The following is a 15,675-nucleotide window of genomic DNA, read 5'->3' on the forward strand; positions in this document are numbered from 1 at the left end:
CGTGAGCGGAAAAGAGGCAAGAGAAGAAGACGAGAAAAACATCAACCTTCACGGGTGGGCCCCATGAAGGTTGATATCTCTTTACCGGAACCCGGGCCGCATAACCTGCAGCCCGGGTTGATTATTACAGCTGACCGTCGGTGCCGTTACCCCCGGTCGGAGCCGTTTGCGTGATAGGCTCACCCAGCGTTTGTTTGAACCAATTCACGATCTTGTTGATGATCACCGGCTGGAACCAGTTAATATCGCCATGACCGGCCCCCTCCAGCAGCAGGTACTCCGCTTTGTTGCCGCCTGCTACCAGCGCTTCATACAGCTGCTTGCTCTGCAACGGTGAAACGACGGTATCCGCACTGCCGTGCATGATGAGATACGGCGGTTTTTTCCCGTCGATATGCCCCATCGGGCTGGCATTAAGCGCCTTGACCGGGTCGCTGGTAATGGTGGCGCCGGGGAAATCCCCAAATGCCGTGCCATTGACCAACAACGCTTCCGTTACCGCCGGCGAATCATGCACCACGAGCAGGTTTTCAGGAAGGCCTTCGCCAATGCTTAACAAATTGGAAATGCCGTACGCCGAAACCACCGCCTGAACATCCGACGATTTATCCAGAAAGCGTCCTTTATCAAAGTTACGCAGCCCATTCGTCGCACCAGTCATTTGCGCGACATAACCACCGGCGGAATCACCCAACACACCAATTCGGTTCGGGTCAATGCCGTATTCCGCTGCATGTTCGCGCAAGTAACGCACCGCCGATTTGGCATCCTCAATCAGTGCCGGGTATTTCTCGGCCACCACACGATATTCCGCCGCCGCGACGACAAAACCGGCTTCCGCAAGCGCCATACGCACATCAATGTATTTGGCATACGCAGCGGAAGCGAAGCCACCACCGGGGAAATAGACAATCGCCGGTTTCAGTGTCGTCGTACGTGGGACAAGCAACGACATTTGCAACTGCTGTACTTTTTGTATACTTTTAATCTGGGAATAAACGATGTCATTAATCGCATCAATTTGTTGGCGTACTGGTTTAACACGAATAACCTGTGCGCCTTTAGTATATCCCATCAGATTATTAACACTGGTTGAATTAGCCATAATAAATGAGTCCTTAAATGATTTAGAGAAAATATTTTACAATCGCCTGTCAGGCGATAATTCCTGATGGCCATATTTCACCATTTTCCGAATAACAGCCGAATTGCGCATTGAATAACGCAATACATCGGCTCTTTACGGCAAGGAAAATAACACGTACTTTTATCAATGAGGAATAACAGCAAAAATAAAAACACGTAAAACAAACCGAGCCATAATGCCGACATGGCGGCAAGTTAAATATGACGACATATTCAGATAATACCTTTTGAACAACGCCACTATACTTGGCATTCAGAATATAAAAAAATCAGGCCTGTCCGTTGGTAGGGGGAAGAACGCCAAAATATCGGAAAGAAAACGCTTTATTATAAAAAATAAAAACAAAAAAGAGATAACAGGAAAAATAACGACACCTCTCTTTATTTATTGTCTTATTTTTATAATCAATTAATTACAAATGTAATTAACTCATGAAAGTGGAATTAAAAAGAATATATCCTAAATAACTTAAGTTGCAGAATAAAACGCGCTGCGTTTTGGACAACTCAGCGCGTTGGCCCATGATGGCAAGACTCATTATGATTCTTGTAACACGGCAAGGCAGGGGCTGACACAAGTCAGTGATACAACGTCAACGCCGGCGCTGGCTCCAGAGCACCAGCGCCGTGCCGACAGGCTGAGTTATCCCGCCTGTCGACTACTGTCCGGGAACAGGAATGGGTTGATGCTACTACGGGAGAAACCCTCTTCTTCCATCTTCACATCCAGCACCAGCGAGGCCAGGTCATCCGCCACGGCCTCCACCCGATGATCTTTTTCCTGATACAACAACTTCAGGTACGTGCCGCAGTCGTCGCAGCTTTCTACTTTAATCGCCGCGTTCTCGTCATCCAATGACCAGTAATGCAGCTTGCCGGCCTGCTCGCAATTACTGCACTTGACGCGCACCATGTGCCACTCGGTCTCGCACAGGTTGCAGTGCAGGTAACGCAAGCCGCTGGTTGTGCCTATCTGCACCACGCCGGAAACCGGCATACTGCCGCATACCGGGCAGAACTGGCGATGCTCACCCTGCTCGGCCTGCGCACGCCCCGGCAACTGCGTCGCCATCTGAGCCCAATACAACGACAGCGCAGCCCAGACAAACGGCGCTTTATCATTGTCTTGCGCCGTGAATTGCTGGCTGAGCAATGCATCCGCCAGCGCATCCCATTGCTGAACCGACATTTTCTCCAGGTTTTCCAGCGTCGCCAGCACCTGGCCGCCGGCGCCGGCCTTAAGTTCTTCGATCAAAGCCTGTAGCAAAGCGTGCCAGTGCGGATCGCGCGTCAGCGTCGCGGCATCCAGCGGCGGACGGCCGGCACTGTTGCGCACCAGATCAGTTAAATCTTTCTCCAGCGGATGGTCATGGTGCACTTTCTCTTGCGCATCCACCACCCCGGCGGCAAACAGCAAATAATCCGCCAACGGGTGATCCTGCGCCAGTTGACGCAAACGCTCGGCGCGGCCACGGTACAGACTTTTCAGGTTAGCGAATAGCAAAGGAGGAATAACGCCGAGGGTTGAGCTTTTCCCACTGTCGGCCAGTTGCTCTTGCGGCACGATACGAATACTCATCAGGTGATGTTTCCTGTTTATTCATGTTGCAGAGACCGCGCACTCGCCCGTGCGCCAGACCCGTTCTGATGCCCTCATGTTAACAGGTTATTCCCCACAATAAGCAGTGATTTTCCGCCCGATACGGCAAACGGGAACGTCGCTGCGAAACAGGATGGACAGGACCGGCCATCAACAGCACAATGCTTCGGCTGTTCTGCGCTGACGGCTTCAGGCGGGTTCGATTCATTTCACCTTTCGCCCCGGGGCTGCATGATAAAGCGCAGCGCCAATGCGTATCACGATCCCAATGCGTACACGATCATTGTGTCTACATGCAGGAAACAACGTACATGACCGCAGTAAATTTTCCGTCGCCCACAGGTGCCGCGGCGACTTACCGTAAAATCGCCTGGCGATTGATTCCATTTTTATGCCTGTGCTATCTCGCGGCGTATCTCGATCGCATCAACATTGGGTTGGCGAAATTGCAGATGGCGAATCAACTGGCGCTCAGCGACATCGCCTTTGGTCTGGGCGCCGGGTTATTTTTCGTCGGCTATATTCTGTTTGAAATCCCCAGCAACCTGATTCTGCAACGCGTCGGCGCCCGAATCTGGATTGCGCGCATTATGATAAGTTGGGGGCTGTTATCCGCCGGAACGATGTTTGTCGCCACGCCGGCGCAGTTCTATGTGTTGCGTTTTTTACTTGGCGCCGCGGAAGCCGGTTTCCTGCCCGGCGTACTGTTCTATCTCACACGTTGGTTCCCCTCCTGGCGACGTGGCCGCATTATTTCGCTGTTTATGATTGGCCTGCCGCTCTCAAGCGTGGTGGGTGGCCCGCTGTCGGGCTGGATTATGGCGCATTTTGATTTGGCTTACGGGCTGCACGGCTGGCAGTGGATGTTTCTGTTGGAAGGTCTGCCCAGCGTGTTGCTTGGCGTGCTGGCCTTCTGGCTACTCCCGGAAAACATTGAGCAAGCGAACTGGCTGAATGAAACGGACAAAGCGCAGGTGCGCGCCGACCTGGCAATCGATACCCGTGAAGCGCCGTACCTGAAGCATCGTTTTCGCGATGGTTTCCTGAACCTGAAAGTCTGGATGCTGGGCGGCATCGATTTCTCGATTTTGCTGTGTGCTTATGCCATGGGCTTCTGGCTGCCGACCTTCATTAAAAAAGCCGGCGTGGCCGATCTCAGTCAGATTGGCTTGTTAACGGCAATCCCCAGTGTAGCGGCGCTGTCAGGAATGGTCATACTCGGCGCCAGCTCCGACCGGTTACGCGAACGGCGCTGGCACATCATCGCGCCATTTTGGCTAGGCGCGGCGGCAATGGCGGCCAGCACCTTCTTCACTCAAAACATCGTGATGACGGTGCTGCTGTTCTCGGTGGCGCAAGCCACCATCATCGGTGCCGTACCGGTGTTCTTCAGCCTGCCGGCCACCTTTCTTACCGGCACCGCCGCCGCCACTGGCTTTGCGCTGGCCTGTTCACTGGCGAATATCGCCGGTTTGGTCAGTAACTCCATCATGGGTTTTGCAATGGAGCTAACCGGCAGCGGTAATGGCGCGCTGTGGTTCTTCGCTTTCTGCCTGTTGCTCAGCTCGCTGTTGGTGCTGGCGCTACCGGCAAAACTGGTCAATCGGTGAGCTGGATTAGACCTGGCAACATCATGCCAAAGCGAGAGATTGGGTTACAGATGATGGGTTTACAGCGTCAAAACCGTGCTGAGGCAGGCGACTTCGCCGGGTGAGCCGCATGGACGCGGCGAAAGCCCGTGCCGTGTTGGGAACACGTCACGGGCGGCCCGAACAGCGAAGGCGAATGCCGAAGGAACCGCGCTAGCGGCACGGTTTAGCACTCAGCCGGAGGTCAAGGAGAGGCGGCGTTTGAGCCTCTCCTTGTCGTGCGTGCGATGACGTTGCAAAGTAATCACTAACGTTATCAAGCACGAAACCTCCCACTGTTCTGACAGAGATTTGCCAACAACAAACAATAGTGCTGTTTGTCAACTGCACCTCGTAACTCAGTGTTGATTATCCTGCCCTTTGGATTGCAGCTCACGATGCCAGCGCGGGTGGTGTTTCTTCGCCCAGGCGCTGGACACCCAGCCTTCCACCATCGCGGTGATGGTGCCTTTCACCCACAACGCGGCATACACATGCACCATGATGGTCAGGATCAAACCGACCGCAGAGACCGAGTGCACCACCAGCGCCGCACGGATCACCGGAATAGAGAACGACGGTGCGAAGTACGGCCGCCAAATCACAATCCCGCTTGCCAGCAGCAACAACAGACAGGTAATCGCCAGCCAGAACACACACTTCTGACCGAAGTTATACCGGCCGGTATCGCCGACTTCTTCGTTACGGGCGATCTTGTGGATGTTTTTCGCCCACTCCAGGTCGCTGCGCTCAATCAGGTTATGTTTCCAGTAACGTAAAAACATCAGCAGGAAGGCGACAAACATCACCACCCCGACGAACGGGTGCAGAATGCGCGCCAGTTGCGGCGTACCCAGCACGTTCATCAGCCAGTTAAGCGACGGGAAGAAAAAACCCAGCCCGCTCAATGCGGCGAACACAAAGCAGAACGCCACAATCCAGTGATTAATGCGCTCGAGGGCGCTGTAACGCTGAATCCGATTACTCTTTTTCATGCTGCTTGCCCTCGTGGTGCGCTTCGTCATCGTCTTCTACCCGGTTCGGGCCGATACCCACGTAGTGGAATACGCTGGCCGCGAAGGTGGCGGCAAAACCGATGGCCGCCAGCGGTTTCCAGATGCCTTTCCAGAAGGTAACCGTCGGGCTAATGCTCGGGTTAGCCGGCAGGCCGTTATACAGCTCTGGCCTGTCTGCGTGGTGCAGCACGTACATCACGTGCGTCCCGCCGACGCCCGCCGGGTCATACAAACCGGCATTCTGGTAACCCCGGCTGTTCAGGTCTTTCACCCGTTCAGCCGCCAGCACTTTCATTTCGTCTTTGGTGCCGAAGTGAATCGCGCCGGTCGGGCAGGTTTTCACGCACGACGGCTCCTGGCCGACTTCCACCCGGTCAACACACAGGGTGCATTTGTACACCTTGTTGTCGTCCTTGTTCATGCGCGGCACATTGAACGGGCAGCCGGCGATACAGTAGCCGCAACCGATGCAGTGCTCGGACTGGAAATCAACGATGCCGTTGGCGTACTGGATGATCGCCCCTTCCGACGGACACGCTTTCAGGCAGCCCGGATCGGCACAGTGCATACAGCCGTCCTTACGGATCAGCCACTCCAGCTTGCCGTTTTCCTCGAACTCGGCAAACTTCATGACCGTCCAGGACTTGGCGCTCAAATCGGTCGGGTTATCGTAGACACCCACGTTATGCCCAACATCGTCACGGATGTCGTTCCACTCGGAGCAGGCCACCTGACAGGCTTTACAGCCGATACAGGTGGTCACATCGATCAGTTTAGCGACCTGCTCTTTATGGTTGCGGGCCTGCGGCGGCGGCGTCAGTGAGTTGGTCGCGGAGCGACGGATAATATCTTGTGATTGCATGGCCATAGTGTTTCTCCGCGACTACGCTTTTTCCACATTAACCAGAAACGCCTTGTATTCCGGCGTCTGACTGTTGGCGTCACCGACATGCGGCGTCAGGATATTCGCCATAAAGCCTTTCTGGGTGGTGCCTTCAAAGCCCCAGTGACAGGGTACGCCGATGGTTTCCACCGGTTTGCCCTGAATCGTCAGGGTACGGATACGCTTGGTGACGACGGCCTTCGCCTTGATATAGCCTCGTTTGCTGCTGACTTTCACCACATCGCCAGCCTGGATACCCTTCAGCTTCGCCAGCCCTTCGCCGATTTCTACAAACTGCTCCGGCTGCACAATCGCGTTAAGGCGCGCGTGTTTCGTCCAGTGGCGGAACAACTCGGTGATGGAATAGGTGGTGGCGACGAACGGGAACTCCTCTGCCGTACCGATATACGGGCGGTCGGCCGGCAGAATACGGGCTGCCGGGTTAACCTGAACCTTGCTGTAAACCGGGTTGTTTTTCAACGGCGATTCCAACGGTTCATAGTGCGCAGGGAAAGGACCTTCGGCCATCTTGTCGATAGCGAACAGGCGGCCCAACCCTTCGGCATTCATGATGAACGGACCGGCGGCGCTGCCCGGCGGCACGGTAACGGCGAAGTCCGGTACGTCGATCCCCGTCCACCGCTGGCCGTTCCAGCGAATCAGCTCTCGTTTGGCATCCCACGGTTTACCCTGCGGGTCTGCCGAGGCGCGGTTGTAAAGAATGCGGCGGTTCTGCGGCCAGCACCAGGCCCAGCCCGGCGTGCAGCCCAGGCCCGACGGGTCGGCGTTGTCGCGACGCGCCATCTGGTTGCCCGCTTCCGTCCACGAACCGGCGTAAATCCAGCAGAAACTGGCGGTGGTGCCATCATCACGCAACAGGGAGAAATCCGGCAGTAACTGACCTTTTTTCAGCAACAGGTTGCCTTTATCGTCGAACAGATCGGCCAGCGCACGGCCGTTGGCTTCTTTGGTAATTTCCTCGGCGGACGGGTCTTCCGGCTCCAGGTAATTCCAGCTCATGTTCAACACCGGTTCAGGATTGGCGCCGCCGTCTTTGGCATAGAGTTCACGCAGGCGCAGGAACAACCCGGCCAGAATCACCCCGTCGTGGCGTGCTTCACCCGGCGGCACGGCACCCTGATAGTGCCATTGCAGCCAACGCCCGGAGTTAACGATGGAGCCGTTCTCCTCGGCAAAGCAACTGGACGGCAGGCGGAATACTTCGGTCTGAATCTGGCTCGAATCCACATCATTGAGCTCGCCGTGGTTCTGCCAAAAGTTGGAGGTTTCCGTCGCCAGCGGATCGATAATCACCAGGTATTTCAATTTTTTCAGTGCATCGCGAGCGCGGTTGGAGTCGGCGAAAGCCGCCATCGGGTTGAACCCCTGCACGATATAGCCGTTGACCTTGCCTTCCAGCATCATGCGGGAGTACGCCAGCGCGTCGTAGCTCTTATCCCACTTCGGCAACCAGTCGTAACCCCAGTCATTCTCTTTGGTCGCGTTGTCGCCCCAGAAACTCTTCATCATGCTGATAAAGAACTTCGGCGTGTTCTTCCAGTAGTTGACCTGATCCGCCAGCAACGCTTTCGGCGTTATCTGATCCAGATACATCGTCAGCGAGGTCTGTTTTTCCGACGGCAGCGGCATATAGCCCGGCAGGTTCAGCGACAGCAACCCCAAATCGGTGTAGCCCTGAATGTTGGAGTGACCACGCAGCGCGTTCACGCCGCCGCCGGCCATACCGACGTTACCCAACAACAGTTGTACCATCGCCGCGGTACGGATAATTTGCGCACCGGCGGTGTGCTGCGTCCAGCCAAGGGCGTACATGATGGTCGCGGTACGATCCGGTACGCAGGTTGACGCCAGTTGCTCACAAATGGTCAGGAAATCCTGCTTCGGCGTACCGCACACGTTGGTCACCAGATCCGGCGTATAACGGCCGACGTGCTCTTTCAACAAGTTCCAGACGCAACGCGGATGGCTCAGGGTGTCGTCGCGTTTGGCAAAGCCGTTTTCGTCCAGTTCATACTGCCAACTGGTGCGGTCATACTTGCGCTCTTTTTCGTCGTAACCGCTGAAAATGCCTTCATCAAAGTGGTAATCGTCACGCACGATCAGGCTGGCGTTGGTATACGCCGTCACATACGGCATCTGCACCTTGTTGTGGCTCAACAAATAATTCACCACGCCCAGCAGGAAGGTGATGTCGGAACCGGCGCGAATCGGCGAGTACATGTCGGCCACGGCGGCCGAACGATTGAAGCGCGGGTCGACGACGATCAGTTTAGCGCCATTATGAATCTTGGCTTCTACCGCCCATTTGAACCCGACCGGGTGCGCTTCCGCCGGGTTGCCGCCCATCACCAGAATCACATTGGCGTTTTTGATGTCTACCCAGTTGTTGGTCATGGCACCGCGGCCAAAGGTCGGCGCCAGCGCCGAAACGGTCGGGCCGTGGCACAGACGCGCCTGGGTATCGATGCCGATCATCCCCAGCGCGCGGGCAAATTTTTGATCCAGTATCCCGGTTTCATTACTGGCGGCGGAGGAACACAGCATCCCGGTGGTCAACCAGCGGTTAACCGTCACCCCGGCGGCGTTCTTCTCGACGAAATTGGCGTCGCGGTCTTTTTTCATCAGGTGAGCGATGCGATCAAACGCGTCTTCCCAACTGATGCGCTGCCATTTGTCGGAACCCGGCGCGCGGTATTCCGGGTATTTCAGGCGTTGGTCGCTATGGATGAAATCCACCAGCCCGGCGCCTTTCGGGCACAATGAACCGCGGCTGACCGGATGATCCGGATCCCCTTCGATGTGATAAATGGATGCGGTGGCGTTTTTGGCGCCGTCGCCGAGGCTGTACATCAGAATGCCGCATCCTACTGAACAGTAGGTGCAATTATTTCGGGTCTCTTTGGCGCGCAACAGCTTGTATTGCCGCGTTTCGGCTAACGCCGCACTGGGTGAGAAGCCCAGTGCGGTGACCGTCGTTCCGGCCATACCGCCTGCGCATATTTTAAAGAACTGCCTTCTGCTGACCTGCATGGGAGATTCCTCGCACGACATCACTCAGAGCTATACCCGTCATTCGTCAAATTGCAGGTCCATCGGATGCGTAACAAGGCTCACCGAAACCTTACCCTGAAAGGCCAACGTACGACGCTATCCAACACGTTGTCCTGCAACTCTGATTATTGGGGGCAATATCGTATTTTATACCCTTCATACTTCAAGTTGCAGGTGTGTTGGCTGCGTTCGTTCACCCGAATCACTTACCTCAGTAAGCTCATCGGGATTCACTCACTTGCCGCCTTCCTGCAACTCGAATTATTTTGGGTATATGTATTAATGCTTTATTAATTTAAATGAATGCCGGCAGGGAACGAGCACAAACCCCTACCAAACATATGTATTATGTATCGACGAATAAAAAGCGCCAATTAATTATCTCAACAACAACAAATAAATCACAATTCATCGATGAAAAACGTTTTTTTAACGTTACCAACCAGTTAAAGATAATCATTCTCATTAATATGACCGAGTAAGTCATTCTATCGCTATGTTGTTTTTTACATAACGATCACAAGACAGCGGCCCGCACCAGGTTATTACAATAAGAAATAATTAAAATTTTCTTTATGAAATAACGTTAATCAACCATTACTGACCCATTGAGTCTCATGAATAAAGCTGGCGCTGACAGACGGCGATATCTGATAAAAAATAAATAACTTACCCCGATTAAAATGAATAAATCAGCCAATCGGGCCACCGCAATCTGGTTATTTCTTATTCTGGTTATTTCTTATAAAGAAAGATATCGCCGGTTATGCCGTTTATCGCCAAACAGGAATATGGCTTAAATAATGCGAAAGGCGGGGCGGGCTATCCGCAAGATCAGGGTAACTTTTTCAGTAAAGCCGCCAGCGTGATGATGGCGTTTTCCGTTTTTGCCTGCCATTCAAAGGAGGTATTGATGCGAAAATAGCGGTCGAACTTATCGCCGGTCGTGAACATTCTGCCCGGTGCAATGCTGATGTTTTGCGCCAACGCCTGCTGATACAGCGCAACGCTGTCGGCCCCTTCCGGCAGGCCGACCCAAAGAAAGTAGCCGCCGTCCGCGTAATAAATATCCACGCCGGCAGGGAAATGTGCCTTCATTGCCTGATACAACCGATGCTTACGCTGCTCCAGCGTGCGCCGTAAACGCCGCAGGTGACTGTCGTAACTGCTGGTCGCCAGATAGTCGGCTATCGCCAGTTGCATTGGTGCGCAGGCAGAAAGCGTGCTCATCAGTTGCAGTTGCTGAATACCTTGCGCCCAGCGACCTGCCACTACCCAACCGACGCGGAACCCGGCCACCAGACTTTTCGAAAACGAAGCACAGTGCAGCACCTGCCCGCTGTTATCCAGCGCTTTGACCGGCAACGGGCGATGAGCGCCGGTGTATAGCTCGCTATACACATCATCTTCGATCAACGGCACCTGATATTCGCTCAACAACGCGGCCAATTGTTGCTTTTTTTCCCATGCCAGCGTGCAACCCAGCGGATTGTGAAAGTTAGTCATCAACCAGCAGGCGCGAATCGGATAGTCCTGCAATGCCTGTCGCAACGCCGCCAGATCGATGCCGGTATGCGGATGGGTGGCGATAGCGATAGCTTTCAGTTGCAGGCGTTCGATAGCCTGTAATGCACCGTAAAACGACGGCGATTCCACCACCACGTAATCGCCGGGGCGGGTCAACATCTGCAAGCTGAGGTTCAGCGACTCCATCGCGCCGCTGGTAATGACTATCTCATCCGGCGACACGGCGATGCCTTGTAATGCGTAGCGCTGGGCGATCTGCTTGCGTAACCGTTCGTTGCCGGGCGGCAAGTTGTCCACCGCGCTTTCCGGCTGCATACGGCGCGCGACCGTCGCCAGCGAACGAGTCAACTGACGCTGGGGAAAGAGCCGCGGATCGGGAAACGCGGAACCGAACGGCACGACCTCGGGCGAACGGCTGGCACGCAAGACCTCGAAGATAAAGCGGTTAACGTCGACTTTTTCAGTCAGATGCACCGCGTCACCGCTGGCCGGCGGCATGACCGGCCGTTCAATACGCGGGGCGGCGTAATAACCGGACTGCGGGCGCGATAAAATCCAGCCCTGACTTTCCAGTAGCTGATAAGCGTGCAGTACCGTCATCAGGCTCAGGCCGGAATGCGCCGCTTTTTCGCGCAGCGACGGCAGCTTTTCCCCCGGCTGCCAGATGCCTGCCTGCAACTGCTCGCGCATCTGGTCGGCCAGTTGTTCGAATTTCGCCAGCGCCATACTCCTTAGCGAGACAACGCCTGCCGGACAAAATCCAGCAGCAATCGCCGCGCCCATGCCGGTTCCGTGTCGTCGGTCATTTCCGGCAATGCACAGTGGCGCAGGCAGGCGTTCATCACCGTCGCATCCATTTCCGGGTGGAACTGGAATGATAAGGTATGCGGCGTATAACGAATAATCTGGCAGCCATCCTGCGCCGATGCCGCCAACACCTGTGCGCCGGGCGGCGGCGTCACCACCGACTGAAGATGGCTGAGATAGGCGCTAAACTGCGTCGGTATCGCCGTCAACAGCGCATCGTTCGCCGCATTGTCATGCAGAGTCACGGTTTTCAGCCCCATTTCCCGCCCGTTGGGGTTATCCGCCACCGTGCCGCCCAAGGCGTGCGCCAACAGTTGATGACCGTAGCACACGCCCAGCACCGGCAACCCGGCCGACACACTCCGGCGCAGCCAGTCGGCGGTGCGTTCGCTCCAGTCCAGCCGGTCGGTCACCATCGACCAGGAACCGCTGATAATGGCGGCATCATGTTCGTTATGGTGCGGTAATGCCTCGCCGATATCCGGCCGTACGACGTGCAGTTGTACGCCTTCATCGGCCAGCGCGCTGCTAAACCAGTCGGCCTGCTGGCCGACAGCCGTAGCGATAGGTGTGGGTGGTTCGCCCATCTGCACAATGAGCAATGAAGGTGGTCGCGATGAAGAAGAAAAATCTGGGGTCAACGTGGTCATAGCGCGTCGCTTGTGCCTCGAAGGACGGTAAACAAGATAAGTTTTGAACGTACCACGCAAGACACGCCTTGTCATCGCTTCATGTCATTGATTTTTATTCACCCCGACACCCGGCGGCAACGCCATCACTGCCGGACGACTGAGCGGTAGGCCAGAGAAAAGACATCGTAAAAATAGAGGTAACCCTTGGTCTGCAACAAGCGGGTAATCCCTTCTTTTACCGGCGCGGCGACCTGCGGGTTATGCAGCAGCGCCTCCAGCGTCTGAGGCGACACATGGCGGCTGTTGTACCACTCGCCGTTGTAACACACCCGAAGATCCAGCGCGTCGATATCCTCAAAACGGTAGCGCGGGTTAATGTCCATCGACATCGCCAGCGACATCAGCGCCAGAAACAACGTAAATCCCACGACATAAGGCGCGCCGAAGTACGGCGCATACCACAAAATTAGCGCCACCGGCACATAGCTCACCAACATGCCGCCAAACAGATAAGGGTGGCTGATGATAAACCTGCGACTAAAACGAATGCGGTTATCACGCCGTTCTTCTCGATTCAGACGTTCGATTTCTTCATTCAGAATACGTTTCACTTCGTCCATACCGATCCTCCGCCCCAGCTTGTTGGTGCGCAACGGTAGCATGGCGCGCCAAATCAGAACAGATACAGTCTGGTGAGAAAAAACTATAACAGTTGGCTCGACATGCTGCTGGCTCAGTATTTGGTTATTCCGGAAGGGAAAGACGACTGGCGGCGATCAGCGCCTGCCCCAGCGCCAGCCCGCCGTCGCCGGCCGGCAAACGCGACGGCATCAGCAGGGTAAAATCCGCCAGCCGCTCACGCAACAGCGTGGCCAGCAAACGGTTATGCATCACCCCGCCCGAACACACGACGGTGTTGATGCCCTGTTCCCGCGCCGCCTGACGTACCAACGCCGCCAGCCCGTCGGCCAGCGCCAGATGAAACGCAAAAGCGCGGTCGGCCGGTGCGGCGCGATACGCCAAAAACTGGCGCCAAAAACTGGCCAGATCCAGTTGGCTGCCGGACAGCGGCAGAGTCACCGGCGGCCGCTCATTCTGATGTTGCCGGGCCAGTGCTTCCAGCCAGCAAGCCGCTTCCCCTTCCCAGCTCTGTTCGCCGGCAAACCCACAAGCCGCGGCTGCCGCGTCGAACAGCCGACCGGCGGACGACGCCAATGGCGCGTTAAGGCCACGTTCAATAGCCCGCGTCAGCAACGGCCGCACACCGACGGGGATCACGACCGCCTCCGGCAGAGACGCCCAATCCGGCACGAACGCCAGACACTGCGCCAGTAGATTACGCCACGGCTGGCGCGCCGCCAGATCGCCGCCCGGCAGCGCCACAGCAGGCAACCCGCCCAAATGCCGACACTGACTGTAATCCACCCGCAGGCACTCGCCGCCCCACCAGCGGTTGTCGCCGCCGTAGCCGATGCCGTCCAGCGCCAGCCCGATCACCGCCCCGGCGTCACGCGGCCAGCGGTGTTCAGCCAGACAAGCGACGATATGCGCGTGATGGTGCAGCACTTCAATGCAGGGGATGCCCAACCGCTCTGCCTGTTGCTGCCCCAAACGACGGCTGACATACCCCGGATGTGCATCCACCGCGATGGCCTTTGGGGTAAACCGGTAAATATCGGCAAACAGCGTTTGCGCCTGCCGGTACTGCTGCTCCACGTCGTCATCCGCCAGGTCGCCCAAATGCTGGCTGACGATGGCAGCGCTATCACGCAGCAGGCAGAAGGTGTTTTTGAGATCCGCCCCCATCGCCAGCAACGCAGGCTGCTCGCTAAACCCCGGCGGCAGCGGCAGGGCATCCGGCACATAACCGCGCGCGCGCCGTAGCATCTCCGCCCGCTCGTCCTGCATCCTCACTACCGAGTCGTCGGCCCGCTGCACAATGTCGCGATCATGCAGCAACCACAAGTCGGCGATAGTCGCCAACTCTTCCAGCGCCTGCGTATTATCCAGCGCAGGGGGTTTACCGCCGGCATTGCCGGAGGTCATCACCAGCGGTCGGCCCACCGCCGCCAATAACAGGTGCTGTAATGGGTTGGCAGGCAACATCAATCCCACTTCATCCAGACCGGGGGCTATCCCGGCGGCCAGTTCGCCATCATGGCGTAACGGCAACAGCACTATCGGTGCCGCCGGGCTTTGCATCAAACGTAACGCCGACGCAGGTTCCGCCACGCTACTGCAACGCGCCAGCCAATTAGCATCCGGCAACATCACCGCCAGTGGTTTAGCCGGCCGATGCTTACGTTCACGCAGCCGCGCCACCGCCTGCGCGTCGGTGGCGTCACAAGCCAGATGAAACCCGCCCAATCCTTTTACCGCCACGATCCGCCCGGCACATAGCGCTGCGGCCGCCTGCATTACGGCATCGTCGCCGTCCGTGATCGCGCCGGATGCGTCGCACAGCCACACCCGCGGCCCGCAAGCCGGGCAGGCGTTAGGCTGGGCATGAAAACGCCGATCCGCCGGGTGCTGATACTCTTGCCGGCACGTCGGGCAAAACGGGAACGCCGCCATCGCGGTATGAGGGCGGTCGTACGGCATCCGGCGAATAATGGTAAAGCGCGGGCCACAGTGGGTACAGTTGATAAACGGATAACGATAGCGGCGGTCATTCGAGTCAAACAGCTCATGGCGGCAGGCATCGCAGGTGGCCGCATCCGGCACGATGTGGGTATCCATCTGCCCGGCGCCGCTGTGTTCAATGATGAAATCGTCCGGCGGTGTTTCCCACGGATAAGGCCGGCATGTCATCTGGTCTATCTGCGCCAACGGCGGGCACTCGGCATTCAGCGCAGCAACGAAATCCGCCTCGGCGCTCGCCGGCCACAGCCGGACTAACACCCCCGCGCCGTCATTCAGCACACTGCCTTTGGCGCCAAGCCGGTGAGCAATTTGCCAGACATAAGGCCGAAACCCCACCCCCTGCACTTTGCCCTTAACGCGAATTTCAACGCCTGATGTCGTCTGTACATTAATAGCTGACATAGGTAAGAACCTATACTTGGGATCTATAGGATGAAGTTTCTGCAGCCAAGACGCGAATGTTCGTTTTTTCTGTTTCTTCTGTTTTTTCTGCGTCAAAAACTGTGCTGAGGTGGGCGACTTCGCCGGGTGAGCCGCATGGACGCGGCGAAAGCCCGTGCCGCGTCTGGAACGCGTCACGGGCGGCCCGAACAGCGAAGGCGAACGCCGAAGGCACCGCGCAGCGGCACAGTTTAGCTACCAGCCAGTGGTCAAGGAGAGGCGGCGTTTGAGCCTCTCCTTGTCGTGCGTGCGACGAAAGAACAGAGAAACCATATGGCTT

The 15,675-nt window shown here is 56.4% G+C and carries 10 protein-coding genes; 1 reads left to right on the forward strand and 9 read right to left on the reverse strand.

What is annotated here, in order from left to right; all coding sequences use genetic code 11:
* Window positions 1–124: 124 nt before the first annotated feature.
* Both FDP13_RS03940 and fdhE read right to left on the reverse strand, forming a co-directional pair.
* Complete coding sequence (locus FDP13_RS03940; protein ID WP_012769170.1) at window positions 125–1,105, reverse strand: alpha/beta hydrolase; 981 nt, start codon at window positions 1,103–1,105, stop codon at window positions 125–127.
* Between the two features lie 684 nt (window positions 1,106–1,789).
* Window positions 1,790–2,725: a formate dehydrogenase accessory protein FdhE gene (gene fdhE, locus FDP13_RS03945; protein WP_033577442.1), complete on the reverse strand. Its 936-nt coding sequence runs from the start codon at window positions 2,723–2,725 to the stop codon at window positions 1,790–1,792.
* Window positions 2,726–3,057: 332 nt separating this feature from the next.
* Between fdhE and FDP13_RS03950 the strand changes: the two genes are divergently transcribed.
* Window positions 3,058–4,356, forward strand: a complete 1,299-nt coding sequence (locus FDP13_RS03950; RefSeq protein WP_143838731.1) for an MFS transporter — start codon at window positions 3,058–3,060, stop codon at window positions 4,354–4,356.
* A 377-nt stretch (window positions 4,357–4,733) separates the two neighbouring features.
* Here the strand turns inward: FDP13_RS03950 and fdoI are convergent, their stop codons facing one another.
* The 7 genes from fdoI to hypF form a co-directional block, all read right to left on the reverse strand.
* Window positions 4,734–5,369 (reverse strand): formate dehydrogenase cytochrome b556 subunit, encoded by a 636-nt coding sequence (fdoI, locus tag FDP13_RS03960; protein ID WP_143838733.1) that lies wholly within the window; start codon window positions 5,367–5,369, stop codon window positions 4,734–4,736.
* The gene (gene fdxH / locus FDP13_RS03965; protein WP_143838735.1) at window positions 5,356–6,258 is read right to left on the reverse strand and encodes a formate dehydrogenase subunit beta; all 903 of its coding nucleotides are present in this window, start codon (window positions 6,256–6,258) and stop codon (window positions 5,356–5,358) included. Before fdxH ends, fdoI begins: the two co-directional genes overlap by 14 nt.
* 15 nt (window positions 6,259–6,273) lie before the next feature.
* Window positions 6,274–9,324, reverse strand: coding sequence for a formate dehydrogenase-N subunit alpha (gene fdnG / locus FDP13_RS03970; RefSeq protein WP_072033838.1), 3,051 nt, complete (start codon window positions 9,322–9,324; stop codon window positions 6,274–6,276).
* A gap of 855 nt (window positions 9,325–10,179) precedes the next feature.
* The gene (locus tag FDP13_RS03975; RefSeq protein WP_143838863.1) at window positions 10,180–11,592 is read right to left on the reverse strand and encodes a PLP-dependent aminotransferase family protein; all 1,413 of its coding nucleotides are present in this window, start codon (window positions 11,590–11,592) and stop codon (window positions 10,180–10,182) included.
* Between the two features lie 11 nt (window positions 11,593–11,603).
* A complete protein-coding gene (locus tag FDP13_RS03980) occupies window positions 11,604–12,329 on the reverse strand; it encodes a glutamine amidotransferase (RefSeq protein ID WP_143838736.1) in 726 nt (241 codons plus the stop codon).
* Between the two features lie 125 nt (window positions 12,330–12,454).
* On the reverse strand, window positions 12,455–12,931 hold the full coding sequence (locus FDP13_RS03985) for a YlaC family protein (RefSeq protein WP_027711569.1): 477 nt from the start codon (window positions 12,929–12,931) through the stop codon (window positions 12,455–12,457).
* 124 nt (window positions 12,932–13,055) lie between these two features.
* Window positions 13,056–15,356: a carbamoyltransferase HypF gene (gene hypF, locus FDP13_RS03990; RefSeq protein ID WP_143838738.1), complete on the reverse strand. Its 2,301-nt coding sequence runs from the start codon at window positions 15,354–15,356 to the stop codon at window positions 13,056–13,058.
* Window positions 15,357–15,675: the final 319 nt, after the last annotated feature.

Source organism: Dickeya sp. ws52 (assembly GCF_007210685.1).
Classification (GTDB): domain Bacteria; phylum Pseudomonadota; class Gammaproteobacteria; order Enterobacterales; family Enterobacteriaceae; genus Dickeya; species Dickeya chrysanthemi.